The sequence below is a fragment of the Phytohabitans kaempferiae genome (assembly GCF_042433955.1).
GTDB lineage: Bacteria > Actinomycetota > Actinomycetes > Mycobacteriales > Micromonosporaceae > Phytohabitans > Phytohabitans kaempferiae.
This window is the reverse complement of sequence record NZ_JBHLUH010000006.1, coordinates 48,232-74,002: the sequence shown is the minus strand read 5'-3', so window position 1 is coordinate 74,002 and position 25,771 is coordinate 48,232. Positions and strand designations below refer to the sequence as shown.

General features: G+C 70.2%; 23 protein-coding genes. 6 read left to right on the top strand and 17 right to left on the bottom strand.

The features are described 5' to 3' along the window. Nucleotides 1-594: 594 nt before the first annotated feature. The 8 genes from ACFFIA_RS05695 to ACFFIA_RS05660 all read right to left on the bottom strand — a co-directional run bounded on the left by ACFFIA_RS05695 (nucleotide 595) and on the right by ACFFIA_RS05660 (nucleotide 8,158). The gene (locus ACFFIA_RS05695; protein ID WP_377246479.1) at nucleotides 595-939 is read right to left on the bottom strand and encodes a DUF202 domain-containing protein; all 345 of its coding nucleotides are present in this window, start codon (nucleotides 937-939) and stop codon (nucleotides 595-597) included. Further along, nucleotides 936-1,319, bottom strand: coding sequence for a YidH family protein (locus ACFFIA_RS05690; protein ID WP_377246476.1), 384 nt, complete (start codon nucleotides 1,317-1,319; stop codon nucleotides 936-938). The genes ACFFIA_RS05695 and ACFFIA_RS05690 overlap by 4 nt, the downstream gene beginning before the upstream one ends. Nucleotides 1,320-1,420: 101 nt before the next feature. Beyond that, nucleotides 1,421-2,464 (bottom strand): zinc-dependent alcohol dehydrogenase family protein, encoded by a 1,044-nt coding sequence (locus ACFFIA_RS05685; RefSeq protein ID WP_377246473.1) that lies wholly within the window; start codon nucleotides 2,462-2,464, stop codon nucleotides 1,421-1,423. A 27-nt stretch (nucleotides 2,465-2,491) separates the two neighbouring features. Further along, entirely contained in the window at nucleotides 2,492-3,493 is a 1,002-nt protein-coding gene (locus ACFFIA_RS05680; protein WP_377246470.1) for a zinc-dependent alcohol dehydrogenase family protein, read from the bottom strand. Between the two features lie 40 nt (nucleotides 3,494-3,533). After that, nucleotides 3,534-5,003 (bottom strand): sulfatase-like hydrolase/transferase, encoded by a 1,470-nt coding sequence (locus tag ACFFIA_RS05675; protein ID WP_377246467.1) that lies wholly within the window; start codon nucleotides 5,001-5,003, stop codon nucleotides 3,534-3,536. A 25-nt stretch (nucleotides 5,004-5,028) separates the two neighbouring features. Beyond that, entirely contained in the window at nucleotides 5,029-5,871 is an 843-nt protein-coding gene (locus ACFFIA_RS05670) for a carbohydrate ABC transporter permease (protein WP_377246464.1), read from the bottom strand. Beyond that, a complete protein-coding gene (locus ACFFIA_RS05665; protein WP_377246461.1) occupies nucleotides 5,868-6,749 on the bottom strand; it encodes a carbohydrate ABC transporter permease in 882 nt (293 codons plus the stop codon). Before ACFFIA_RS05665 ends, ACFFIA_RS05670 begins: the two co-directional genes overlap by 4 nt. Then, the gene (locus tag ACFFIA_RS05660) at nucleotides 6,749-8,158 is read right to left on the bottom strand and encodes an ABC transporter substrate-binding protein (RefSeq protein WP_377246458.1); all 1,410 of its coding nucleotides are present in this window, start codon (nucleotides 8,156-8,158) and stop codon (nucleotides 6,749-6,751) included. Before ACFFIA_RS05660 ends, ACFFIA_RS05665 begins: the two co-directional genes overlap by 1 nt. A 152-nt stretch (nucleotides 8,159-8,310) precedes the next feature. Between ACFFIA_RS05660 and ACFFIA_RS05655 the strand changes: the two genes are divergently transcribed. The 4 genes from ACFFIA_RS05655 (at nucleotide 8,311) to ACFFIA_RS05640 (ending at nucleotide 11,491) form a co-directional block, all read left to right on the top strand. Continuing rightward, entirely contained in the window at nucleotides 8,311-9,252 is a 942-nt protein-coding gene (locus tag ACFFIA_RS05655; protein ID WP_377246455.1) for a sugar-binding transcriptional regulator, read from the top strand. A 17-nt stretch (nucleotides 9,253-9,269) separates the two neighbouring features. Further along, nucleotides 9,270-10,208: a formylglycine-generating enzyme family protein gene (locus ACFFIA_RS05650; protein ID WP_377246452.1), complete on the top strand. Its 939-nt coding sequence runs from the start codon at nucleotides 9,270-9,272 to the stop codon at nucleotides 10,206-10,208. Nucleotides 10,209-10,532: 324 nt separating this feature from the next. Further along, nucleotides 10,533-11,255 carry a hypothetical protein gene (locus tag ACFFIA_RS05645; protein WP_377246449.1) on the top strand — a complete coding sequence of 241 codons (723 nt, stop codon included), beginning with the start codon at nucleotides 10,533-10,535 and terminating at the stop codon, nucleotides 11,253-11,255. After that, nucleotides 11,240-11,491, top strand: coding sequence for a hypothetical protein (locus tag ACFFIA_RS05640; RefSeq protein ID WP_377246446.1), 252 nt, complete (start codon nucleotides 11,240-11,242; stop codon nucleotides 11,489-11,491). Before ACFFIA_RS05645 ends, ACFFIA_RS05640 begins: the two co-directional genes overlap by 16 nt. A 140-nt stretch (nucleotides 11,492-11,631) precedes the next feature. Here ACFFIA_RS05640 and ACFFIA_RS05635 read toward each other — a convergent pair whose 3' ends face one another. Then, nucleotides 11,632-13,080, bottom strand: coding sequence for an endo-1,4-beta-xylanase (locus tag ACFFIA_RS05635; protein WP_377246443.1), 1,449 nt, complete (start codon nucleotides 13,078-13,080; stop codon nucleotides 11,632-11,634). Nucleotides 13,081-13,512: 432 nt separating this feature from the next. Then, nucleotides 13,513-14,481: an NAD(P)-dependent alcohol dehydrogenase gene (locus tag ACFFIA_RS05630; protein ID WP_377246440.1), complete on the bottom strand. Its 969-nt coding sequence runs from the start codon at nucleotides 14,479-14,481 to the stop codon at nucleotides 13,513-13,515. 355 nt (nucleotides 14,482-14,836) lie between these two features. Between ACFFIA_RS05630 and ACFFIA_RS05625 the strand changes: the two genes are divergently transcribed. Beyond that, a complete protein-coding gene (locus ACFFIA_RS05625) occupies nucleotides 14,837-15,334 on the top strand; it encodes a hypothetical protein (protein ID WP_377246437.1) in 498 nt (165 codons plus the stop codon). Between the two features lie 333 nt (nucleotides 15,335-15,667). Here the strand turns inward: ACFFIA_RS05625 and ACFFIA_RS05620 are convergent, their stop codons facing one another. Next, nucleotides 15,668-16,270, bottom strand: a complete 603-nt coding sequence (locus ACFFIA_RS05620; protein WP_377246434.1) for a hypothetical protein — start codon at nucleotides 16,268-16,270, stop codon at nucleotides 15,668-15,670. 114 nt (nucleotides 16,271-16,384) lie between these two features. Continuing rightward, the gene (locus ACFFIA_RS05615) at nucleotides 16,385-16,855 is read right to left on the bottom strand and encodes an SUKH-4 family immunity protein (RefSeq protein ID WP_377246431.1); all 471 of its coding nucleotides are present in this window, start codon (nucleotides 16,853-16,855) and stop codon (nucleotides 16,385-16,387) included. 162 nt (nucleotides 16,856-17,017) lie between these two features. Here ACFFIA_RS05615 and ACFFIA_RS05610 point away from each other — a divergent pair, with 162 nt between their 5' ends. Continuing rightward, a complete protein-coding gene (locus tag ACFFIA_RS05610; protein ID WP_377246428.1) occupies nucleotides 17,018-19,780 on the top strand; it encodes a TIM barrel protein in 2,763 nt (920 codons plus the stop codon). 3 nt (nucleotides 19,781-19,783) lie between these two features. Here ACFFIA_RS05610 and ACFFIA_RS05605 read toward each other — a convergent pair whose 3' ends face one another. The 5 genes from ACFFIA_RS05605 to ACFFIA_RS05585 all read right to left on the bottom strand — a co-directional run bounded on the left by ACFFIA_RS05605 (nucleotide 19,784) and on the right by ACFFIA_RS05585 (nucleotide 25,762). After that, nucleotides 19,784-21,892, bottom strand: a complete 2,109-nt coding sequence (locus tag ACFFIA_RS05605) for an outer membrane protein assembly factor BamB family protein (protein ID WP_377246425.1) — start codon at nucleotides 21,890-21,892, stop codon at nucleotides 19,784-19,786. A 104-nt stretch (nucleotides 21,893-21,996) separates the two neighbouring features. Beyond that, nucleotides 21,997-22,308: a hypothetical protein gene (locus ACFFIA_RS05600; protein ID WP_377246422.1), complete on the bottom strand. Its 312-nt coding sequence runs from the start codon at nucleotides 22,306-22,308 to the stop codon at nucleotides 21,997-21,999. Between the two features lie 3 nt (nucleotides 22,309-22,311). After that, nucleotides 22,312-23,097, bottom strand: coding sequence for an ABC transporter ATP-binding protein (locus ACFFIA_RS05595; RefSeq protein WP_377246419.1), 786 nt, complete (start codon nucleotides 23,095-23,097; stop codon nucleotides 22,312-22,314). Next, nucleotides 23,094-24,896 carry a branched-chain amino acid ABC transporter ATP-binding protein/permease gene (locus ACFFIA_RS05590; protein WP_377246416.1) on the bottom strand — a complete coding sequence of 601 codons (1,803 nt, stop codon included), beginning with the start codon at nucleotides 24,894-24,896 and terminating at the stop codon, nucleotides 23,094-23,096. Before ACFFIA_RS05590 ends, ACFFIA_RS05595 begins: the two co-directional genes overlap by 4 nt. After that, entirely contained in the window at nucleotides 24,893-25,762 is an 870-nt protein-coding gene (locus tag ACFFIA_RS05585; RefSeq protein ID WP_377246413.1) for a branched-chain amino acid ABC transporter permease, read from the bottom strand. Before ACFFIA_RS05585 ends, ACFFIA_RS05590 begins: the two co-directional genes overlap by 4 nt. Between the last annotated feature and the right edge of the window lie 9 nt (nucleotides 25,763-25,771).

Here is a 25,771-nt window from a genome sequence, read left to right as displayed (position 1 = left end):
CACACGTCCGCCGCCGGCACACTGCCTCGGCTTCGCGATCGGTCGGGATGGTTCGTTGGACCGGCGGCGCGTGACAACAAAATCAGGGACTTTGCTGTCTCGTCCGCAGCAGGAGGCAGCAAAGTCAGGGATGTTGTCGGTATCTTGGCGACAGAGTACGGCCGCCTACGGTGACCATTGTGGACCGAGTCAAGACCCTGAATCCGAAAGCTCTTCCTAGACCCGGCAGCTTCGCCCCAAGAACCCGTGATCGCCGTGGCAGCGGTTTGAACGGCCTGTGTCCCCACGTCCGATCGCAGCCCAGCCGCGCGACCACCTCAACTCCGAAACCTCCATAGATTAGGTTTGCCGGAGATGTCACGGCGTGTTCTGGCGCCGGCGGGTTTGGTCGTGGACCGCGCGGGGTGAGGCTGCGGGAGCAGCGGCCATGAGCACGACGGGCATCGCGGTAACTCCCCTCTGTCGCACCAGAATCGAACCGCGACGGAAAAGCGGGCCAGCGTTGGCAAGCGATCCAAGCGCTCGCCTGAGCACGCGCCAGGCGCGACGCGGTGGCGGTGATCCCGGCCATCTCGGTCGGCGGCGAATGGCCGCTCAGCCCAGCGCGGCGACGGCCACCGCGAGCCCGGCGAGGCCCAGCCCGACGGTGGCAACGGCCAGCGCGGCGTTCGGGACGGCCGCGCGGTAGGGCCGCTCACCGTCTCGGGCCCAGTGCCGGTAACGGCGGTGGGCGGCCAGGATCGCCATCCCCGCGACGAGGCCGCCCGCCGACCCGGCCGCGACGGTCCAGGCTCCGAAGTGGACGATGAGGCCGCGGGCCGCGATGAGGCAGGTACCGGCGAGCGCCAACGCCGTGCGCGACCACGCGAGCGTTGTTCGCTCGGCCTGTAGCCCGCGGTCGCGGACGACACCGCGCCGGTCGCGGCGGCCTTCGTTCATCGCAGCAGCACGCCGAGCGCGATGAGGATGCCGACGACCATCACGGTGACTCCCAGCGGCGCGGACAGGAAGGGTGAGGGCAACGGCTCCGCCCGGCGTAGCGCGCGCTCGCTTCTGGCCCAGGCAAACCAGGCGTGGCCGGGCAGCACCACGCCGGCGGCGATGAGCACCAGTGACGCCGTGGTGCGCAGGTGTGACTCCAGGTTCAATCCGAATGCCTCCAGCGCGACGCCGCCGGCGATGAGGGCGAGCGCGGTCCGGATCCAGGCGAGGAAGGTACGTTCGTTCGCGAAGCTGAACCGTACGTCCGGCTCCGAGCCGTGGCGGTACACGCTGGTGGGAAACCGTGGCTTGGTTGGGGCGTGTCGCGACTGCTCCATCTAGTCCCTTCAGGACGGTCGGATGAGGTGCCGGAAGCCGACGGTCGCGGGCATCGAAGCCGAAGCGGTCACACGCGGTAACGCGAGCACGCTCAGCGGCTTCAGGCGACGATGCCGACTTTCCCGCAGGTGCCGGCGTCCGCCTCCTGGTAGGCCGCGGCCGCGTCCGCCAGCGGGTAGCGGCCGGTGACGACGACCTCGGGGTGCAGGCGCCATCGGGCGAGGTTGTCGACAAGTTCCTGGAGCCGCCACGTGCTGGTGACCCAGGATCCCTCGATCCGCAACTGCTGGTGGATCACGTCCGGGCTGGCGTCGAGTTCCAGCCGCCCGCCCTCGCCGACCAGCACGCACCGGCCGTACCGGCGGGCCGCGCGGACCGCCAGGGTCCGCCCGGGGGCGCTGCCCGAGCAGTCCATCGTGGCCTCGAAGCCGCCGCCGGTCTTGGTTATCAGGGCGGGCAGCGCCTCCTCCCCGACTCGCACACCCTCGTCGATGGCGCCGAGCCGGAGCGCCAAATCGAGCCGTTCCTGGTTGGTGTCGACCCCGACCCGGTAAGGCACGCCGAGGCAGCGGGCCAGCAGCCCGGCGGCCATGCCGACCGGTCCGGTGCCCACGATCAACAGCCGGTCCTTTCCGGACGGTTCGATGCGGCACAGTGCCTCGTAGGCGGTGCCGAAGCCGCAGGCGCAGCAGGCGCCGTCGAGGAAGGTGAGGAAGTCGGGCAGCCGGACGCAGTCGCGCGCATCGGCGAGCAGGTACTCGGCGTGGCCGCCGTCGCGCTGCCAGCCGTACGCGGCCCGGGACGGGGAGGCGCAGCTGATCTGGTACCCCATCCGGCAGTCGGGACAGGTCCCGCAGCCGCTGATGTGGTACACGGCCACGCGGTCGCCGGGGCGGGGCGAGTCGGTGCCGGGGCCGACCTCCACCACCTCACCCGCCGGCTCGTGCCCGCCGATCACCCCCTGGTACGCCTCGGGGCCGTGCCCGAGGTGCTCCCGGTAGATCGCGCGCAGGTCCGATCCGCAGATGGTGGACGCCCGGACGCGCAACAGCACCTGGCCGTGGCCGGGTCTGGGAACGGGTACCTGTTTCAGTTCCACGCGGCGGCCTCCCGGCAGGAAGGCGCCCGTCATCGTCGCGGTCATGAGGCTCCTCGGGGAGTTGGACAAAGGTCAGGACGGCCGCACCTGGACTTTGAGTCCGGCCCGTTGGCGGGTGAGCTGGATCGCGTCGGCGAACCGGTCCAGCGGCTCGACGTGGGTGACCATGCGGGCCGCGTCGACCACGCCGGAGGCGACCGCGTTGACCGCGGGCGCGAAGCTGGCGAGCACAGCCATCGAGCCGACCACGGTGATCTCGCGGTTGTACACCTCGAAGGGTGACACCTGTAGCCGGGCGTCCTGCGGCGCGACGCCGAAGACCATGAACGTGCCGCCGGTCGCCACTCCCCCGAGGGCGGCCTGTCCGGCGGCGGGCACGCCGGTCGCCTCCACGACGTAGTCGAAGCCGCCCCGGTGCTGGTCCACGATCTCCTCGACCGAGGTGGCGGTCGCCGCCGCGCCCAGCTCGGCCGCCAGCGTCAGCCGGGACGGGTCCTGGTCGACCATCGCCACCTCGTACGCGCCGGCGCCGTGGGCCAGTTGCATCAGCAGCAGGCCCATCGTGCCGGCGCCCACGACCAGCAGTGAGCTGCCCAGCTCCAGGTCGAGCCGGCGCAGCCCGTGTACGGCGCAGGCGACCGGCTCGACCAGCGCGCCGGCGCTGTAGTCGACGGAGTCGGGCAGGCGGTAACAGTTGCCGGCGGGCACGGCCACGTACTCGGCGAACGCGCCGTCGACCGTGTCGCCGACGGCGTTCCAGTCCTCGCAGAGGTTGCCCCGCTGGCGCTGGCACTGCCAGCACCGTCCACAGAAGAGCGACGGGTCGACGGCCACCCGGTCGCCGGTCGAGAGACCCGACACCCCGGTACCCACCTCGACCACCTCGCCGGCGAACTCGTGCCCCGGCGTGATCGGGTACGGCGTCGGCGGGAACTCGCCGTCGAGGATGTGCAGGTCGGTGCCGCAGATGCCACAGGCGTGTACGCGGACGACCACCTCGCCCGCGGCCGGCGTCGGGTCCGGCCGATCGCCGACCCGCTGCGTCCCCGGCCGATCGAGGATCACGGCGCGCACGGTGTTCTCCTTTCGTCGTGTGGGACCGGGCAGGGCGGGGTCACCACGGGTGTACCCGGCGGGCGGTGCGGTCTTCCAGGCTCACCAGCACGTCGGCGAACTCGGCGAGAAGCCGCGCCTTGACGGTCGCGTGCTCCGGTACGTCCCAGAGGTTGACCAGCTCGTCCGGGTCGTTCGCCAGGTCGTACAGCTCGCCCTGCCGCTGCCGGTCGGTGGCGGGGGCGCCGTGCCAGACCACGATCTTGTGGTCGCTGGTCCGGAGCATCGTGGTCAGCACCTCCGGTTCGTACGGGTAGCCGGCGTTTCGGTACTGCGACAGCGCGTAGCCGCGCGGGGCGGTCTCGCCCCGGGCGACGTCGACGAGGTCGAAGCCCTGGTCCAGGGGGACGGCGGCGAGGCCGGCGGCCCGGCGTACGGTCGCGGCCACGTCGTGCACGCCGACGAACCCGTCCTCGACGCGGACCCCGCCGGAGAGCCGCCCGGGCCAGCGGATGATCATCGGTACCCGCACCGCCGGGTCGTACATCATCGGGCCCTTGAGGAGCATGGCATGGTCGCCCAGCATCTCGCCGTGGTCGCTGGTGAAGATGACTAGCGTGTCGTCGGCCAGGCCGGCGGCGTCGAGTGTGGCGAGGATCCGCCCCACGCAGTCGTCGACGAGCGAGACCATGGCGTAGTAAGTACGGCGGATCTCGTCGATGCCCTGCTCGTCGAAGTCGGGGAACGACGGCCCGTGCCCGACGTAGCTGGAGCAGGATGCATCCCGCTGCACGTCCGGCTTGCCGTCCAGTTCGGACGGTCCACCCACCGGCGGCGGTACGGAGCCGGGCGGGTAGGCGGCCAGGTACTCGGAGGGCGCGACGAACGGGTGGTGCGGGTCGAAGAAGTTCGCCACCAGGAAGAAGGGGCGCTCGTCGTCCGCGGCGCGCCGGATGAAGTCCTCCGTCTCCTCGGTCACCCACGTCGAGTAGTGCGCCTCGGTCGGCATGCCGTCGAACGCCGTGTCGGCGTGCGTGAAGCCGGTGACCTCCGGGGTGACGACGTCGCCGACCGCCTTCTCCCACAGGGCCGGGTGCCGCTCGCGCAGCCAGCGGTGGTAGGCGTTCTCCGGCGAGCCGTGGAACGGGTCGTGCGCCCAGCGGAAGTCCTCGAACCCGTCGTCCAACCGCTGCTCTGTCGTGCCCTGGAAGGCGGCGGCCAGGTGGAGCTTCCCGACCAGGCCGCACCGGTACCCGGCGTCGGCGAGTTCGCGGGAGACCAGCGGCGCGCCCTCGGGAAGGGTCACGCCGTTCGACCACAGCCCGTGCTGGCTGGGGTACTGCCCGGTCAGCAGGGATGCCCTGGTGGGCGCGCAGACCGGGCTCGGGGCGTAGCAGCCCTCGAACACCGCGCCCTGGTCGGCGAGGCGTTGCAGGTGCGGCGTACGGGCGACGCTGCCGGGGTGGGTCGAGATCACGTCGTAGCGGTGCTGGTCGGTACAGATGACGAGGATGTTGGGACGCGCGCTCACACGGGCCTTCCGTCGATCGTTGACTTCACTTGACGCTGCCCGCCGAGAGACCGCCGACCATGTACCGGCCGAGGGTCAGGGCGAGCAGGATGAGAGGTAGGGACAGCAGCACGACGCCGGCCATGACCTCGTTCCACTGGAGGGTGTAGCTGCCCAGGAACTGCTGGAGGGCCAGCGGGACCGTGCCGGCCCTGCTGCCGGTGAGGACCAGCGGAAACAGAAAGTTGTTCCAGGCGAAGAGGAACGTCATGATCCCCACGGACGCCACGCCGGGCTTGGCCACGGGCAGGATGACCTGGACGAGCGTCCGCACCGCCCCCGCGCCGTCGATGGCCGCAGCCTCGTCGATCTCCCGCGGCACTCCGTCGAGGAACACGCGCAGCAGGATCGTCGCGAGCGCGACGTTGTAGGGCAGGTAGACCAGCAACAGCGCCAGGATGGTGTCGTTGAGCCCGAGCTGATTGAAGATCGCGTACGCCGGGATGCTGACCCCGATGGCCGGCAGCGCCCGCGCGCAGAGCAGCCAGAACCCCATCGGTCCGGCGCTCGCTCCCCGGCCGCGGCTGAGAGCGTACGCCGCGGGCGCGGCGATGAGCAGCGCGAGGACCGACGAGCCGAGGCTGGACTGGAAGCTGTTCAGCAGCGGTCCGACGAAGGAGTAGTCGACGAACAGCGACCGGAAGTTCTCCAGGGTCGGGGTGAACAGCCACTGCGGCGAGGGGCGCGACGTGACCAGCCGGGGCTGGAACGCGGTCAGCGCGGCGTACAGGATCGGCACGGTGAAGAAGGCCATCAACGCCAGCAGGTAGATCCAGGCCAGGACCTTGGCCACCGGCCCGAGGCCGTCCAGGCGACCGCGGCGGCTCATGACGCCTCCGCCCGGCGCTGCCAGGTCAGCAGCAGCGTGACGCAGGCGATCGTGAAGACCACCACGAGGACGGCGATCGCCGCGCCGTACCCGAACTCCAACTGGCCGAAGAACGCCTGGTAGTTGAAGTACGTCAGCAGTTGCGTGCTGGTGCCCGGACCGCCGCGGGTCAACGCGTAGATGGTCGGGAAGACCTGAATGGCGTCGATGAACCGCAGCATGGCGATGGCGATGATCGCTGGTTTGATCATGGGCAGCACCACGCGGCGCGCGACGCTGACCGGTCCAGCGCCGTCGAGCGCCGCCGCCTCCCGCACCTCGTGCGGTATCGCGGTGAGGGCCGCGAGCGCGAGCAGGATCACGAACGGTGTGTACTGCCAGATGTCGATGGCGATGATGACCGCCATCGCGGAGACCGGCTCGGTCAGCCACGCTTGGTGGATGCCGACCTTCGACAGGTAGTACGACACCAGGCCGATGTCGCCCTGGAGCACGTACTTGAAGACCAGCGCGACCGCGATCGGCGGCAGCACCGTCGGCCAGAGCAGCAACATCCGCACCACCGGGTTGCCGGGTAGCAGCCGGTCGAGCAGCACGGCCGTGCCGACACCGAGCACCAGTTCGACCACCAGCGCGCCGACCAGGAAGATGACCGCGAGCAGCAGCGAGTGCCACACCTCGGAACTGGTCAGCAGCTCCCGGTAGTTGTGCAGCCCTTGCGGCCGGCCGACGCTCAGCTGTCCCTGTTTCGGGCCGAGCGAGAGGGCGAGCATGTACAGCAGCGGCAGCACCGTCGTGGCGACGAGCACCACGAGCAGGGGCGCGAGGAACGCCCGCTGCCAGGACGGCGCCGCCGCGCGCCGGGCGAGCACGGACATCAGGCGTCGATCACCGCCGCCGCGGCCTTCACCGCGTCCGCCGCCGACGCCTGGCCGGTCACCGCGCGGCTGAGCTGCTCGGAGACCTTCTGGCCGATCCGGTTCCAGTCGGGGGTGCTCGGCAGGTAGTTCGGGTCGCCCTCGAGCGGCGTGACGCCGCCGCCGTTGGCGATCTCGATGGTCTTGGTGACCGACGGTACGAAGTCGTCGAACCCGTACTTCGCCGTGTACTCCGCGGAGGCGTAGACATCGGCGATGGGCGGGGTGGAGAACCCGACCGGTCCGGCCGCCGCCGCGGTCAGCGTCACCTTCAACGTCGCCCACTGCACGAAGAGCCAGGCGGCCTCGGCCTGCTTGCTGGTCTTCGCGACACCCCAGCCGTGGCAGTTGTAGGGGACGAACTGGCCGCCCGTGCCGGACGGGATCACGAAGGTGCCGACCTTGCCCGCCGCCTGCGATCCCTTCGGGTCGTTGAAGGTACCGCCGAAGACCGCGCCCTCCTGCACCATCGCGACCTGCCCGGTGGTGAAGGACCGGGTCACGTCCTCGACGCTCCAGTTGGTCGCGCCGGTGGGTGCGTAGTCCCGCAGCAGGCCGCTGTAGAGGTCGAGCGCCTGGACGGCCGCGGGGCTGTCCAGAGCCACCCCGGAGTAGGTGCCGTCCCGGTAGCCGTCGTAGTACCTGCCGCCGAAGGCGTAGAGCCAGGCCGACCAGACGAACAGCAGCTGCGACGGGCTGGGCGCGCTGCGCAGCGCGATGGCGGAGATGCCGTTGCCGTGCACCTTCTCGCACACGTCGCGCAGCTCGGTGAAGCTGGTGGGCGGCGCCGCGATGCCGTGCTCCTCGAAGACGTCGGTGCGGTAGTAGAAGATCTGGGTACCGAGGAACATCGGCACCGCGTAGAGCGCGTTCTTCGACCGCAGCAGGTCCGTCGCACCCTGCCCGTACGCCGCGAGGTCCCAGCCAGGCACGGTGCCGGCGCTCTGGCGCAGCTGATCCAGGTTTGCCAGCCAGTCGCGCGAGGCGTAGGTCGGCAGCAGCCCCGAGGTCAGGTGGATCACGTCGTACGACGCCGCGCCGGAGCCGAGCGACACCGCGGCCTTGTTGGCGGCCGACTGCTCGTCCAGGGCGGTCCACTGGACGTCGATGCCGGTCAGCTCGGTGAACTGGCCCGTGAGCTGGTGGATCGCCTCGGCCTGGGGCGCGGAGTAGGCCAGCAGGCTGATGCTGCTCACGCCCAGCTTCTTGCCGGCCTCGCGCAGGTGATCCTCCGCGCTCGTCCCGATCGACGGGGCGTCGGACGGCTCTCCACCGCCGCCCCCGGCCGCGCAACTGGGCAGGGCTAGCAGGCCACCGGCGGCGAGGGCGGCCCGCAGGGCCGCGCGGCGGGTCAGGTGGAACTCGGACACTTACCCCTCCAACAGGTGAGGCCCACATCTATGGAACACCGCCAAAGGCGGAGACTGAGCGTCTTGCTCAGATGAGCGATCTACCTCTATCCTGCGACCAAATCTTGAACAGCCAGCGGATTGTGTCAAGGGTGTTTCATTGGAGCGCTCATATGAGCACTGAACAGAGATTGAGCGGCGACGTCGTCCTCATGACCAACGTCGCCCGCCGGTTCCACCTGCACGGCCAGAGCAAGAGCGAGATCGGTGCCGCCCTCGGGCTGAGCCGGTTCCGGGTCGCGCGCATCCTCCAGGCCGCGCTCGACCAAGGCATCGTGCGCATCGAGATCGGGCTGCCGGGAGCGGTGAACGCCGCCATCAGCGACCAGCTGCGCGCGGCGTTCGGCATCGACGTGGCGGTGGTCGTCGAGGTCGACGAGCAGCCGCTCGCGCCGCTGCTACGCAGCCTCAGCCTCGCCACCGCCGAGCTGCTGGGCGAGGCGCTGACCAGCAACGACGTGCTCGGCCTGGCCTCCGCCCGGTCGATCCTCAACATCGGCGAGGAGCTCGTCGCGTTCCCCGCCTGCACCGTCGTCCAGCTCACCGGGGCGGTGTCCCGCCCGGACGCGCTCGACATCATCCAGGCCATCCGCGACCTGACCCGGGTCGGCGGCGGCGAGGCGCGGGTCTTCTACGCGCCGATCATCTCCTCCGACAGCGCGGCCGGGCTGCGCCGCAACCCAGACGTCCAGCGGGCCGCGGAGCTCTTCCCCCGCATCACCACCGCCGTCGTCGGGGTCGGGCAGTGGCGCCCAGGACTCTCCACCGTGCACGACGTCGTCAGCCCGGCCGACCAGGCCGCCGCCGCGGCCGCCGGCGTGGAGATCGAGGTGGCAGGTATCCTCCTGGACGGCGCCGGCCGCCCGGCGCCCACCCCCCTCGCCGAGCGCACACTCGCGCCGACCTTCGAGCAGCTCATGGCCATACCGCAGCGAGTGGCGGTGACCTTCGGGACGGCACGCACCGCCGCCGTCGCCACCGCCCTACGCACCGGCGTGGTCAACGCGCTCATCACCCACCGGGCGATGGCCGAGCAACTCCTCGCCCAGGCATGAAATCGGAAGGAAGCACGATGTCGACCACCGCCGCCCCGCCCGGGATGGTGTGGATCCCCGGCGGCCAGTTCACCATGGGCTCGGACGACCACTATCCGGAAGAGAGGCCGGCCCACCCGGTGCACGTCGACGGCTTCCTCGCCGACATCCACGCGGTGACCAACCGCCAGTTCGCCGAGTTCGTCGCCGACACCGGATACGTCACAGTGGCCGAACGCGCCCCGCACCCGGCGGGCTACCCCGGCGCCGACCCCACCCTCCTGGTACCCGGAGCGCTCGTCTTCCACCGCACCGACGGGCCGGTCGACCTGACCGACCACCGGCAGTGGTGGCGGTTCGTACCGGGCGCCTGCTGGCGTCACCCGGAAGGTCCCGGAAGCGACATCGAGGACCGGCCCGACCACCCGGTGGTCCAGGTGGCCTACGCCGACGCGCTGGCGTACACGCGGTGGGCGGGAAAGCGCCTGCCGACCGAGGCGGAGTGGGAGTACGCCGCCCGCGGCGGCCTCGACGGCGCACCCTACGCCTGGGGCGACGAACTCACCCCAGACGGACAGGTGATGGCCAACACCTGGCACGGGCGATTCCCCTGGGAAAACCTGGCCCCCGCCGGCTTTCGCGGCACCGCACCGGTCAAGTCCTTCCCGCCCAACGGCTACGGACTGTACGAGGTGTGCGGCAACGTGTGGGAATGGACCCGCGACCTGTATGCCGCCCGCCACCCCACGCCCGCCCAGTCCTGCTGCGCGCCCCCGGACCCACGCCGCAACCCCCGCGGCGGAAACCTCGACGGCAGCCTCGACAGAAGCACCGGACTCCCCCGCCGCGTGGTCAAGGGCGGATCCTGGCTCTGCGCGCCCTCGTACTGCCTGCGCTACCGGCCAGCGGCCCGGCAACCCCAATCGATCGACACCGCCACCAACCACATGGGACTGCGCTGCGTGGCCAACCCCTGAAACGCGTCGTCACGGCGAGCCCTCCTCGCGCCGGTCGAACCGCGCGTACGCGTGTTCGCCGCTGGGCGCGCTGGCTTGGAGAGGGTATGCGGCGCCGAGCGCGGCGCAGCACCGAGGGGGCCTCGGAAGTCTTACGGGCTGACCAGCGGGAACCCGCTGATGATCGCCAATTTCCTGGAGAGCCTTGTCCAGACAACCGGGCGCGCTGGAGGGTCCGGCACGTAGCCGCCGCCGACTTCGTCCAGCCAACGCTGGTCCGGGTTGGGGGGTTCCTGCCGGCCGCGGTCGCCGCCTGGGCTGGTAGCAGGTTCTTACGCTGTCAGGATGCAGTTGACCGAGATGAGCGTCATGGGGTTCCGGACCTCGGTCACCGTGTTCCGGCGGCCCGCCGGCGGGCTGCGCTGGGTGATCATCCCCACGATCCACATGGGACACGCCGACTACTACTGGACGATCTGGCAAAGGCTGCGGTCCTGCCAGGCTGTCATCGCCGAGATCTGGGACGGGCCCAGTTCCACCGGAATGACCTACGCCAACGCGATGCGCCTAGCCCGCCAGCGAGCCAGCCGTGACCTCGTGCCGCAGGACATCGACTACGGCGCGCTCGGCGTACCGATCATCTTCCCCGACGCCTACCTGGCGCCGAACGCCGATCCGGACCGCCGGATGTCGCGTCAGGAGCGGGTAACCGCGACCATCATGACGCCGATCCTCGCGCTGCACATGGCCCTCACCGGCGACGGCGACTGGCTCGGCAACAACCCGCTCGACATCCACGACGACACCGAGGTCCCCCGAGACGCCAGTGACCGCAAGCGGGAGGACCTGCTGCTCGACGTGGTGCGGGAGATCGACGGCGAGTTCGCCGCCGAGGACATGGAGGTGGCCATCGTCTTCGGGGCGCTGCACATGCCGACCGTCGTCCGGGAGCTGACCGGCACGCTTGGCTACCGAGTGATGCCGGGGTCGCGGTGGCTGACCGCGATCGACTACGACGAGCCGCCGCACCTGCGCAAGCCCTCACTGGACGGATGGATGGACTGGTAGTCGACCTCCTCGACGTTGGCCTCGAATACCCCGCCAGCGCCCTCGCCCTGCTCTACCCGCACCAGACCAACGGCCGCTACCACGCCCCCGGCATCGACCAGTCCACAGTCACCGTCCGGCTGCCACCTAGCTGGGCCCAGTCGACCTGCCCCGCTATCCCGGCCGAACCGGTCGCCGAGGGTCCGCTGGTACGGGCGGATGACGCCCAGCCCGGCCGCGGCCAGGTGCTCAAGTAGGTCGAGCTCGAAGCGGAAATCGGATTCCGAACGGATCCAGTACTTTCTCGGTTGTACGCAGCACGCGACGACCACCCTCGGCATCGGTGACGAGGTGCTGTCCGGGACGGGCGGCTCGCGCCCGTCCCGGAGAGGCGGTCTCAGGAGGCGGTGCAGACCGGGGTCTGGGCGGTGGCCGTCCCGGTGCCCTGGAAGCCGAACTCGGTGGACTGGCCGGCGTTTACCCGGCCGTTGTAGCTGACGTTGCTGAACTGCACTGTGCCACTGTTGCCGCTACGGTTGGCGTTCCAGCCGTTGGTCACCGTGGAACCGGACGGCAGGGTGAGCTGGACGTTCCACCCGTTGATCGGCGCGGTGCCGGCGGTGACCCGCACGGTGGCGACGAATCCGCCGGTCCAGGAGTTCAGCGAGACAGTGGCCGTGCAGCCGGTGGTCGGGGCCGAGGTCGGGGGCGGGGGCGGTGACGACGACGGCGGGACGGACGGCGACACCGTCGGGCTGGACGGGGTGCTCGGCGAGGGCGAGCCGGTCGGGACGCGGCCCTGGTTCAGCTCGTCGAGGACCGCGTTGTATGCGGCCTTCCTCTGGTAGCTGCCGTTGCCGCCGGTGAACAGCAGGCCCCTTTCCGAGGAGCGCCACGACTCGCTGTCGGAGATGCCCCAGACGGTGATGCCGGTACATTTCGCGACGTTCAGGCAGGCACGGACGACCTTGCGGTAGTTCTCCGCCTGGCCGGCACCGATGTCGTTGTTGCTCAGGTCGTCGTCGATGTCCAGCTCGGTGATGTGCACCTCAACGCCGAGGTCAGCGAAGCGCTGGATGTTCGCCTGCAGGTCGTTGGTGATGATGCTGTTGGGGTTGTCGTTGAAGTGCCCCTGGAACCCGACGCAGTCGATGTACTGCCGGTAGTTGCGGACGATGTCGTACAGCGCGTTGGCCTTGCGGTTCTGGACGCCGCCCTGGACCGTCAGACCCTCGACGTCGTAGTCGTTGATGCAAAGCTTGGTGGTCAGCCCGCTGGCCTGCACGACCTGCTTGGCCCGGATGAACGAGTCCCGGATGACGTCGGTGTCGCCGGTGTCGAAGAAGTCACCGTCGCCGTTCGCGTCCCGGTTCAGGGTGTGCGGCCACTGGGTGCGGCGGTTGCCGGTGTTGTTGTCGTCCAGCGCCTCGTTGACGACGTCCCAGTACGCGATCCTGTTGCCCCAGCGGTTCAGGGCGTTGCCGATGAAGGTGTTCAGCGTCGCCTGGCTGGCACCCTGCAGCGCGCCGGCCTGCGAGTGCCACACGAGCGTGTGGCCGCGGACCGACATGTTGTTGGTCTGGGCGTAGTTGACCAACGTGTCCGCGTTGCCGGTGTTTTGCAGGGCACCGCTCGACGTGGCGATCGTGGAGGGCTTCATGTCGTTCTCGGGAGTCAGTTGGTTGAACTCCTGACCGACGATCGAGGTGAGCCGGCCGGGTGAGGCGGCGACGCCGAAGAACAGCCCGGCCTTGGCGGCTGCGGCCCGCAGCGTCGTCTCGGCTGCGGTGGCCGGGCCGATGGACTGGACCGCCACAGCCCCGACTACCAGCAACAACACCGCCATCGACAAAGCTATGCTGGTGACTCTTTTGCGCTGTCTCAGGCTGCTGTTCACGGGACCTTCCTCAGTGCTTGATGGCAAGTGATCGGTAACCATGCATGTCTGTCGATGGGCAGTATCGATACCGACCGGCCGCACTGTCAACGATTTCCGGAAGGGTTCCGAAAGTCTTTGGGAGGCAAGGAAGCCTGCGGAAGCAGGCTTGTGCAGGTAGGAGCCCCAGAACGGGGCCGTCGAACCTCGGCCAGGAGGGCAACGCTCGGTCGCATCCCATCATCGACATCGACAGCTACCGGAACAGTCCAAAAGTGTGGCTTCCGGGGCCGCTCAACGCACCGCGCGGACGTTTGACCTTGGACTCTGAACCCGAGCAGTGGATGAGCGTGTGCGGGCGGCCGATCGAGGCGTCGGTATCCCGACGGCTTGGCCACTGGTTTACGGCAGCTCGAGGACGGTCGTGCCACGCTTGCCCTGGCGGTCGAGATGACGGTACGCGTCGGCGATGCGCGCCAACGGGAGGGTCTGGTCGATCACCGGGACGATCCGGCCGGCCTCGGCGAGTTCCTTGACCAGGGCCAGGTCCTTCGCCTTCGCCGCCACGGGTCGCAGCCCGGTGAAGGCGATGACCGCTCGCCGGCTCCCGGCCATCGCGGTCCATCGCGCCTGGGCCATGATGGCCAGCGACGGCACCGTGGTCAGATACCGGCCACCGGGTTTGAGCAGGCGCCGGCAACGGCCGTACGAGCTGGCGCCTGCGACGTCGAAGATGACGTCATAGGTACGGCCTTCCTTGGTGAAGTCGGTGCGGGTGTAGTCGATGACCCGGTCCGCGCCGAGACGTGCGACGAGTTCGGCACCGGCGCCGCTGCACACGGCCGTGATGTCGGCGCCGAAGTACCGGGCGAGTTGTACCGCGTGGACTCCGACACTACCGGACGCGCCATTGATGAGAATGGACTGTCCGCTGTGGAGCTTTCCGTGGTCGCGGAGGAACACCAACGCGGTACCGTCGACGAGTGTGACCGCCTCGGCATAGCCGAGGCCGGTGGGCAGCGGTGCCAGAGCCCCGTCCTCCTCGACGCAGACGTATTCGGCATGTGCTCCGAGGCCGAGGTCGGTGGCACCGAAAACCTTGTCCCCCACCGTGTACCGGGTGACCGCCGCACCCACCGCCGAGACTTCGCCGGCGAACTCCGTGCCCAGTACGGACTTTTTCGGCCGACGCAACCCGGTGAAGAGACGGGCGTAGCGTGGTGTACCCGACCGGAAGGCGCGGTCGGCCGCGGTTACGGTTGCCGCGTGGACCCGGACGAGTATCTGGTTCGGGCCCGGCACCGGAGTGTCCACATCGGCCTCGTGGACGACGTCGGGCGGGCCATAGGTGGCACAGACAGCAGCTTTCATCATTGTCTCCCCAGCACAGTGACGGACGTGAAGCAGTGACCCCGTTCGGTCGCGGCAGCCTTCCCAGGCCCCGCCGACCAGAGCCCACCTCCGGCGGGATCAGCAGGGCCGACCCACGTCCGATGTTAAGTAAACTTGACACCACGAAGGTAAAGCAGCTCCGACATCATGTCAAGAGTTCTTTACGTCTCCGCTGGGGCGGCGATCGATCCTTGGGGATCGACAGCGATGAGGTTCGAAGTCGCCATCGCCGGATCCCGTGGAGCACCGAAGCTTCGGGCTCGGGGCGGGGCGGCGCTGCCATGGAAGGACGCCGATGACCCCGCACTCGGTCTTCCGGGTAGCCTGGGGTTCCATGGCTACCGTGATGGGGAGGACATCGTTCACCGCGGTCGTCGCCGTCGTTGTCGCTGTCGTGTTCGCTGCCCTCACGTCGTGTTCGGCGGATTCCTCGGATGGGTCCGGCTCCGAGTCATCGGCGTCCGACGGCACCCCGACTCCCGCCCAGGCGGCCACCCCGTCGCCTTCGCAGACCGGGCCGTGCGCTGACGGGACGTGCCAGATCGAAGTCGCCGTGGGCGATGTCGTGGCCGTGCCGGAAAGGTATGGCCTCGGGCCGATCGAGGTTACGGCGATCACCGCCGCCGCGGTCGAGATGGTCGCGCCGCTGACCGGGTCGGGCTACAGCGTTTCGGGCTGTTCCGGTGGCGGCGGCGTGTCGTCGCAGGGCGGCGGCGGTGTCGGGATGAGCTGCGAGGTGGGAACCGTCGCGACCATCAACGACGTCATGAGCTTGGAGGTCGTCGAGATCGGCGACATGGTCGCCGTCCTGCGTATCGAACCCGCCGGCTGACCTCATCAGGTGTGCGCATCTGCCGCAGAAGGCTCGCTTACGTGCCGCACGAACGCCTCGTGGCCGTTGCTCAGCTATGGCAGGACCACCTGGCGGCGCCCTTCCCCGATCAGGCTCGCGGCGTCGAGATTGTGGACGGCGACCTGGTCCTGCTGGACGCTTCTATCGCTGGCCGCGTCAGTACCTGGCTCCAGAACGGCGGCACCCCCGATGAATGGAAACGTGCCGGCCTCGCGGCCTGCCGCGGGCACCTCAACCGAGCGATCGCCGAACTCATCAGCGTGTCAGGTGACATCGCGGGTGGGAAGGCAACAAGGTCGAGTACCGGAGCGTTCAGTCCCAGAAGCACTCCAATTCGCCCTCGAACGTGACCTCGTCGGCATCCGCGCAGAACTTCTCCGCGTCGCCTTGGAGAGCGTCGTCGACACCGCCGGTGTACTCGGTGTAGATGGCCTCGATCGTGGTGCGGTAGTCAGGACGGTCGGTGCTGACGACGTAACCGGCGGCGACGACCTGCTGATGCTGGCACAGAAACTGAAGGATCTCCCACGCGCTGGGTGCGAGGTTCTGCTGGTCATAGGGGTCGACAAACCGCTGCTCGATCAGCGACGCCAGCACCTCGTGGTCGAGGCCACTGAACCGCGCGGTCCCGCCGAGGTACGTGCTGACGCCGAGGATGGTGTCCCGCCGGTAGGCGTCGCGATTGAACGGAAACGGCTCGACCCGCGCCGGTTTCGGCGCTCCACACAGCGCCGGACCCGCCGCCGGGCGGACGGCGACGGATGATGGGCTCGCACCAGCGGCGACGGACGCGGCGCTTGCGGACACGGGGGCGGGCGACTCGGACGTCGCCGGCGCGCACCCCAGTGCCACGAGGACAAGTGCGAGGCAACCCGCCGCGGCCGCCCGCTGCGCGCTCGCTCCAATCATCGACACGGCGCGGAGTCTAGCCGCGCTCGGGCATCGGCCAAAGTGACGCGACAACGGCACCCGAGCCGGCTGGACATCCACGCGCGTTTCGTGAGTGGCTTGTGGAGCTGCGGCGGTTCGTCACAGGATCCCGTCGTCGACCTGTTCCAGGACGAGCGACCACCACCCGGCCTTGACAGCGGGTTTGTCGATCTCCCTCAAAGTCGTCTTGAGCTGCTTGATGCGGGCATTACGGTTGTCCGGTGTGCCGACCGCAGGCTTGATCTCGCCGCGCCGGAACGCGGCGAGTTTCTCAGCCATCTGCTCGGCTGTGTACGTCACTGGCGGCGGATCATCGGTGGCCGCGAAGAACTCGCCGAACAGGTCGAGGAACCGGCGTAGCGCTTCAACGGAGGAGTTCATCGGCACCCGGGTGCCGCGGTCGGGGCTGTACGACCACACCGCGCCAGCACTGTCGAGCCCGACCAGCTCGGTGGTGGGTTCCCGCACATAGCCGATGACCGACAGCCGCTCGCCGTCCACGGTGACCTCAGCCGGCATGGCCGTGGTGTCCAGCACGACCCCGAGGGTGGCTTTGTTCGATGCGTTCACCCCGACGAGGCTACGACCAGGGCGCTGCGACCCCTCCAACTGTTCACGGCAGCCACCGCCCTCGCGCACCGCCAGACGAGGTTCTTCCTTCGGCATGAGCCGCGCGCGTATAACTAACGTACTAGTTCGTACATTCGCCGTCCGAGGGAAGGCAGGGGCGCCATGCTCACCGATGAGCACGTTCCCGCGCCAGGATCCACCGCCCCACCTCCGGTGCCGCCGCGGCTCGCCATCGCCACCGTCTGCCTCTCCGGCACTCTGGAGGACAAGCTGGCCGCCGCAGCGGCGGCCGGCTTCGGTGGGGTCGAGATCTTCGAGAACGATCTCATCGCGTCCGCCTGGTCGCCCGAGCGGGTGCGGCAGGAGTGCGCGCGGCGCGGTCTCTCGATCGACCTGTACCAGCCGTTCCGCGACTACGAGGCGGTGCCGCCCGACGTCTACGAGGCCAACCTGCGCCGTGCCGAACGCAAGCTCGACCTGCTGGAACGGATCGGCGCCACCACGATGCTGGTCTGCTCGTCGGTCTCTCCCGACTGCGTCGATGACGACGATCTGGCCGCTGAACAGCTGCACGAGCTGGCCGAGCGGGCGGGTCGGCGCGGGCTGCGGATCGCGTACGAGGCGCTGGCGTGGGGACGGTTCGTGAACACGTACGCGCGCGCCTGGCGGATCGTGCGCCACGCCGGCCACCCCGCGCTGGGCCTCTGCCTGGACAGCTTCCACGTGCTCTCCCGAGGCGACGACCCCGCCGGCATCCGGGTGGTGCCCGGCGCGAAGGTCTTCCACCTGCAACTGGCCGACGCGCCGCGGCTGAAAATGGACGTGGTCGAGTGGAGCCGGCACCACCGGCTCTTTCCCGGGCTGGGCTCGTTCGACCTGGCGGCGTTCGTCGGGCACGTCCTGGCCACCGGGTACGCGGGCCCGCTGTCGCTGGAGGTGTTCAACGACGTCTACCGCCAGGCGGACCCGCGGAACGCGGCCATCGACGGGATGCGGTCGCTGCTGGCGTTGCAGGAGTCCGTGGAGAGACGGGCGCCGGCGCGGGCACGGTTGCACCTGGCGGGCCTGCCACCGGCGCCCCGCCTGGGTGGGCACGTCTTCACCGAGCTAGCCGTCGACCACGTCTCCGGACCGGTGCTGGCGCGGACGCTGTCCGCGCTTGGCTTCGCCTACGCGGGGCAGCATCGTTCCAAGCCGGTGCAGCTGTGGCAGCAGGGCGACGCCCGGGTCCTGCTCAACTTCGCACCACAGAGGACGGTCGCGCCCGGTACGGCGGCGATCTGCGCGGTGGCCGTGGAGAGCACCGACCCGGCCACGTCGGCCGACCGGGCGCAGCGGCTGCTCGCGCCGGTACTCCCCCGGGTCCGCCAGCCCGACGAGGCCGACCTCAGCTCCGTGGCCGCCCCCGACGGCACCGCGGTCTTCTTCTGCCGCACCGGCTCCGGCACCGACAGCTGGTCGCAGGACTTCGCTCCCACGCAGAGCACGCCGCCGGCCGGCGGGCTGGTGACCCGCACCGACCACATCTCCCTCACCGAGTCGGTCGACGACTTCGACCAGGTCGCGCTCTTCTACCGCTCGGTGCTCGGGCTCCGCGCCGACCCGACGACCGAGCTTGCCGCGCCGTTCGGCCTGATCCGCAGCCGCTCCGCGACCGACCCGGCGCACCAGGTGCGGATCACGCTCAACACCGCACCGCTGCGCCGCGGCGTGTGGGCACCTGCAATCCCGAACCCGCAGCACGTCGCCTTCGCCACCGACGACGCGATCGCGGCCGCCACCGCCATGCGGGCCCTCGGCGCCCCGGTGCTGAAGATCCCCGACAACTACTACGACGACCTTGACGCCCGCCTCGCGCCCCCGCCTGCGACGCTCGCGGCGCTACGCGAGAACTCGATCCTGTACGACCGCGACGAGCACGGCGAGTACCTGCACTTCTACACGGAGATGCTCGGCTCGCGGCTCTTCTTCGAGGTGGTGCAGCGCATCGGCGGATACGCCGGCTTCGGCGCGGCGGGCAGCGCCCCGGTGCGGATGGCCGCCCACCGGCAGCGGCGGCTGGTCGCGCTGCGGGACGGCTCCGACCGCCGCGAGGAGCGGGGGCGCGACTACTCGCTGGCGCACCTGACCGCACTCAGCCTGTCGCCGCCGGAGCTGGTGGAGGCGGCGGCCGAGGCCGGCTACCGGTACGTCGGGCTGCGGCTGACCCGGGTCACGCCGCAGGAGCCGCACTACCCGCTCGCCACCGACCCGGCCCTGATGCGGACCACGAAGGTGCGCCTGGCCGCCACCGGGATCGAGGTGCTCGACGTCGAGCTGGCCCGGATCGGCCCGCACGAGGACCCGCGAGACCTGGTGCGCTTCCTCGAAGCCGGCGCCGAGCTGGGCGCCCGCCACGTCATCACGCAACTGCCCGACCCCGACCGGGCCCGCAAGATCGACCGCTTCGCCGAGCTGTGCCAGCTGGCCCGGCCGCTCGGTCTCACGATCGACCTGGAGTTTCCCTCCTGGACGGAGACGCCCGACCTCACCGAGGCGACCCGGGTCCTGCGCGTCGCCGACCAGCCCAACGCCGGCATCCTGGTGGACCTGCTGCACTTCGCCCGCTCCGGGTCGAGCGTGACCGACCTGCGCGAGCTGCCGGCCGAGTGGTTCCACTTCGCGCACGTGTGCGACGCCCCCGCCGGGGTACCCTCCACACCGGAGGGTCTCATCCACACCGCCCGCTTCGAGCGGCTGTTTCCCGGCGAGGGCGGCATCGACGTGCACGGCATCCTCGCGGCCCTGCCGCCCGGCATCCCCTACGCCCTGGAGATCCCGCGGGCCACGCTCGTGGCGCAGGTGGGCGGCAAGGAGCACGCCCGGATGGCCATCGCCGCCGCGCGGGATCACCTGGACCCCGCACGGCGACGGCCGGCGGCGTAGCGGTCAGTACACCTCGACTTTGCCGGTCGGGCGGGCGCTGTGCGGGTCGTTGAAGAAGTACTCGCCCCTCTTGCGGAACGTGTACCGGTACGACTCGCCCGGCTGGAGGCGGATGTCGAAGAGCCCTTCGAAGAACTGCGTCGCCCCGTGTACGTGCACGTTGTCGGCGGGGTTGACGAAGGTGACCGTGGTGCCGACCGGTACGCGCAGGTGGGTCGGTGCCATCGCGTTGACCGCGGTGGACTCAACGGTGCCGACCTGGCCGGTGGCGGCGTTGTAGGTGCGGGCCAGCACGATGGTGTTGTCGACCGCGCTGCCCTCGACCGGGCCTCCGGAGACCGGGCGGCGCACCACCGGGGGCGGCGGCGCGGGGGCGGGCCGGCCGGTGCCACCGATCCGGAACGCCCACAGGAAGTCGCCGCGCGGGGCCGAGTCGCCGTACGGGATGCCGGTGCCGCCGGCGTACACGGCGACGTACTCGACACCGTCCACTTCGTACGCGATGGGACTGCTGCTGATCGCGGCGCCGGTCTGGAAGCGCCACAGCTCGCGGCCGTTGTGGGCGTCGAGGCAGAGCAGGTTGCCGTCTGGCTGTCCGATGTAGAGCAAGTCGCTGCCGGTGGTGAGGATGCCGTTGCCGTGCGCCAGCGAGTACGGCATGCGCCGCTTCCAGCGGACCCGGTTGGTGCTCGGGTCGACAGCCACGACGCCGCCGGTCATGTACTCTCCCGGCGGGCGCAGCCCGTTGCTGCTCTCGGTCAGCGAGTGGGCGGCGGCGACGTACCCGTAGCCGGTGTAGACCAGCTTGGTGCTGTGGCTGAACGACTGGTGGTTCCAGTCCGCACCGCCGCCGTGGCCGGGGATGGACAGGATGGGCACGTCCCAGTGCGGGTCGTAGAGGGCGCCGCGCGCGTAGTTGGGTACGGCCCGGTTGGGATCGCCAGGCACGGACGTGCCGAGCGGCTGGTCGACGACGCGGTTTTCAGTCCAGCCGCCCTGGCGCGGGAACGGCTGGGTCGGCCAGGTCTTCTGGCGCGGCTCCTGGGGCACCGGCACCTCGTCGATGCCGAGCGGGGCGGTGCCGTCGGCGCGGTCGAGGATGAAGTACATGCCGGACTTGCTGCCGTAGATGACCAGCTTGCGCATCCGGCCGCGGATGCGCACGTCGGCCAGGACCGGGGCCATGCTGTTGTCCATGTCCCAGATGTCGTGGTGCACGGACTGGAAGTGCCAGCGGTACTCGCCGGTCTTCAGGTCGAGGGCGACGATCGAGTTGGCGAAGAGGTTCTGCCCACCGCGGCGGGAGCCGTCCTGGGAGGAGTTGTTGCCTCGGGCGTTGCCGAAGGTCCAGTAACTGAGGCCGAGCTCGGGGTCGATCGCCGGATGCAGCCACGGGGTGGCGCCGCCGACCTGCCAGGAGTCGCCTTCCCAGGTGTCGTTGCCGAACTCGCCAGGGCCGGGGGTGCCCCAGAAGTGCCAGACGACGTCGCCGTTGCTCGCGTCGAGGGCGAGGGCGGCGCCGCGCGGGCCGTCGTGCGTGCCGCAGTAGAGCAGCCCGTCGTGGTAGATGACGGCGACCTTCTCCATGTTGCCGTAGCCGGTGACCTGCCGCTCCCAGGCGACCTGGCCGGTCTCCTGGTCGAGCGCGATGATCCAGCTGCCCCGGCCGTGCGTGTAGACCAGGCCCCGGCCGACGGCCACGCCGCGGCGGGTCAGCGTGCCGCGGGTCTGCTGGTACGTCCACTTGGTCTCGCCGGTGGCGCCGTCGACGGCGTGCACGTTGCCGAGCGCGGACTCGATGTAGAGCACGCCGTCGACCGCGACCGCGGTGCCCTGGTTGGTGCCGGTGTCGAGGCCGCCCTCGATCCGGTTGAGCCAGGCCGCGCCGAGCCGCTTGACGTTGCCCCGGTTGATGCGTCGCAGGGACGAGTAGTTCTGGTTGCCGAGGTTGCCGCCGACCTTCGGGAAGTCTCGGCCACCGGGCGTGGTGCACCGCACCGCGGGCGGTGCGGTCGCGGCACCGGCCGGGGCCGCCTGCCCCTGGGTGACGGCCACGCCCACCGCGGTCGCGGCGGCGCCCTTGAGGAGTTCTCTGCGCTGGATCTTTGCCATGGGTCTCCCCTGATCGAAGTGGTCCATCTAGTGGACCTATAGATCCGCTTGATGGTCGCACGCTACGCCCGCCGACACGTCGGTGACAAGAGGCAAATCACTGTCTACAAAGGATGTTGACGGGCCAGCCTCCACCGCAGACCGAGTACCGCGGCCGGCAGCCGCTGCGGCAGCGGCGCCAGCACCGCCGTCGCGCCAGGCTTCTGCCCGGTGGCGAGCGCCAGCGGCGGCACGCCCACGAAGCGGCGGGCGGCGAACCACGCGCCAAACGCGAACACCGCGGCCCCGGCGAGGCCGGCGACCAGGCCGAGCGCGCCGTACCGGCCGAGGACCGGGACCACCGCGCGTACGAACACATAGGACAGGCCGAAGAGCGCGCCGCAGGCGACCAGCGCCGCGACCGAGCCGCGGCGCACCCCTCAGAGGCCGAGGTAGATCTGGCGGACCCGGGGATCCTCCCGGAGTTGTGCGGAGGTGCCGTTCATGGCGACGACACCGTTCTCCATGACGAGGCATTCGGTGGTGACCTCGAAGGTCAGCTTCGCGTTCTGCTCGACCAGCAGGATGCTCAGCCCTTCGCGGTTGAGCTTCTGGAGCACGCCGACGATCTCCTCGACCAGCTTCGGCGAGAGGCCCATCGACGGCTCGTCGAGCAGCATCAGCCGCGGCGCCGACATGAGCGCGCGGCCGATCGCGAGCATCTGCTGCTGCCCACCGGAGAGCGCGCCGGCGAGCCGCTGGCGCATGTCGCGCAGCACCGGGAAGAGCGTGTACACCTCGTCGAGCGTCTCCAGGGTGGCGCCCTTCCACGGCCGGCTGTACGCGCCGAGGAGCAGGTTCTTCTCCACCGGCAGGCCGGGAAAGACGTGCCGCCCCTCGGGGACGTAGCCGATGCCGTACCGGACCATCTTGCGGCCCGGCACGCGGGTCAGGTCGTGCTCGCCGAACCGGATCGACCGGACCGTCCGTGGCACGAGCCCCATCAGCGCCTTGAGCGTGGAGGTCTTCCCCGCCCCGTTGGCGCCGATGATGCCGACCGACTGGCCGGGCGCGACGGCGAAGCCGACGTCCTGCGCCGCGCGGACGCCGCCATAGTGGACGGAGAGCCCGTCGACCACGAGCGAGGCTGTCCGCTCTCCTCGTCGCTCGCGGCCCGCGGTCACGATATTCGCCGAGTTTGACGATTCGCTCGCCAACTCGCTCATATGGCCACCTCCCGGGGCACGTCGATGACAGTGGAGTCGCCGAGGTACGCCTCCACCACGTCGGGCTGCACCGCCACCTCCGCCGGTGTGCCGTCCGCGATGATCCGGCCGTTGGCGAAGACCGTGACCCGGTCGCAGAGCGACATGACCAGCCCCATGTTGTGCTCGATGACGACCACCGTCACGCCAGCGCCACGGATCGAACGGACGATCTCGGCGAGCTGCCGGACCTCCTCGCCGTTGAGCCCGGCGGCCGGCTCGTCCAGCAGCAGCAACCTCGGCGAGGCGGCCATCGCGCGGGCGACCTCGACGCGACGCTGGATGCCGTACGGGAGCGCGCCGGGCAGGCTGTGCGCGAAGTCGGCCAGCCCGAAGCGGGTCAGGATCGCGTCCGCCTCGTGCCGCAGCGCGCGGTCGTGCCGCCAGACCCCGACCTGCCACAGCGCGTACCGCCAGATGCCGCTGGTGCGGGTGCGGTCGAGCGCGACGAGGAGGTTCTCCCGCACGGTGAGCGCCCGGAAGAGGCGCAGGTTCTGGAACGTGCGGGCGACGCCGGCCTGGGCGAGCCGGTACGGCCGGGCGGCCGTCATGTCCCGCCCGGCGACGGCGACCCGGCCCGCGGTCGGCTTGTAGAGCCCACTGACCACATTGAACAGCGTGGTCTTGCCGGAGCCGTTGGGCCCGACGATGCCGCGGATCTGGCCGGCCGGCACGGTGAGCGTGACGTCCTGCAACGCCTTGACGCCACGGAAGTGCTTGCTCACGCCGTCGACCGCCAGCAGGTCGCCGTCCTCGGGCGCCGGCCCCGCCTCGTACGGCTGGAAGGGCCGCAGTGTCCCGGCGGTGGCCGGACCCCCGCGCAGCCAGCCCCGGCGGCGCAGCAACGCGGCCACGCGCGCAGGCAGGCCGGCGAGACCGGTCGGCGCGAAGACGACGGTCAGCACGACCACCGAGCCGTACGCGACCTGGGCGTAGGTCGGGTAGTCGACGAGCAGCTCGCGGACCAGCGCCAGCCCGACCGCGCCGACGACGCAGCCGACCAGGCTCTGCCGCCCACCGATGATCACCATGGCGAGCAGCAGGAACATGTTCGCGATGCTGAACGTCTCCGGGGCGACGTACCGGATGAGCCCCGCGTAGAGCACGCCGGCCAGGCCGCCGTAGACGCTGGCGAGCAGGAACGCGGTCATCCGCAGCATCGGCACCTCGACACCGACCGCCCCCGCGGCGAGGGCGTCGTCGCGCATCGCCCGCATCCGCCGGCCCAGCGAGGTGCGGACCACGAAGATGCCGAACGCCAGCGCCGTGGCGAAGACGACCAGCTCCACGTAGTAGAAGAGGTACTCGCTGGAGAGGTCGACGCCGGGCAGCTCCGGCCGGGGTATCCCCGTGATGCCCTCGGCTCCCCCGGCGATGTGCGAATTGGTGACCCAGTTGGTAAACGCGAGCGCCAGCCCGAGCGTGACGATGCCGAGGTAGTGCGACTGCATGCGCAGCGCGGGCGTACCCACCAGGAGGCCGACCGCCGCGGCGGCGAGGACGGCCACGGCGGCCGAGATCCAGAAGCCGAAGCCGGCCTTGGTGGTGAGGATGGCCGTGACGTACGCGCCGACGCCGAAGAACGCCACCTGGGCCAGGTTGATCTGGCCGGCGATGCCCAGCGCGAGGCCGAGGCCGACGGCGAGCAGCGCGTACAGCAGCATCACGTTGACCACGTGGATCGCGTACGAGTCGAGCTGGTAGGGCAGCAGCCAGGCGCCCACGCCGAGCAGCGCGATCGCGCCGACGCGGTACCTCATGCGCGGTTCACCGTCCTCTCGCCGAAGATGCCGGTCGGCCGGATCATGATGATCACGGTGAAGACCAGGAACGTGACCAGCTCGGAGTAGCCCTGGAAGTGCCCGGCGGAGAAGCCGTCGAGCACGCCGATGCAGAGGCCGCCGATGATGGCGCCGGGGATGCTGCCGAAGCCGCCGAGGATCGCCGCGGCGAATCCCTTGATGCCGAGCGCGCCGCCCATGGCCGGACTCACGTACAGCAGCGGGCCGACCAGGCCGCCGGCGAGCGCCGCCAGGCTGGCCCCGATCATGAACGCGATCGCGTTGCTCCGTCCGACGTGGATGCCGACCGCCGTGGCGGCCTGGTGGTCCATCGCGACCGCCTGCATCGCCGCGCCCCGCTTGGTGCGCTGGAGGAACAGCACCAGCACGGCGGTGGCGGCCGCGGCGATGGCGAGCACCACGAGGTCGTAGGTGCGGATCCGGATGCCGAACACGTCGAGTGGCGCGCCCGGCACCGGCGAGGGCACCGCCCGCCCGGTCGCACCCCAGATGATGATGGCCAGGGCCTCGAGCACGATGCCGAAGCCGATGGTGCCGATCAGCATCAGGTCGAAGTCCTTGTTTTCCAGGGGCCGCAGGACGCGTTCGATGACGATGCCGATCAGGCCGGTCACCACCAGGGCGATCACCATCGCCAACGCGAACGGGAGCGCCGTGGAGAGGTAGAAGGTGGACGCGAAGTACGCGCCGATCATCACGACGTTGCCGTGCGCGAAGTTGACCAGCCCCATGGTGCGGTAGACGAGCGAGAAGCCCATCGCCACCAGCGCGTAGATCGCGCCGAGGCTCAGCCCGCCGATGAACGTCTGGATGGTGACCTGCATGGTTCTCCC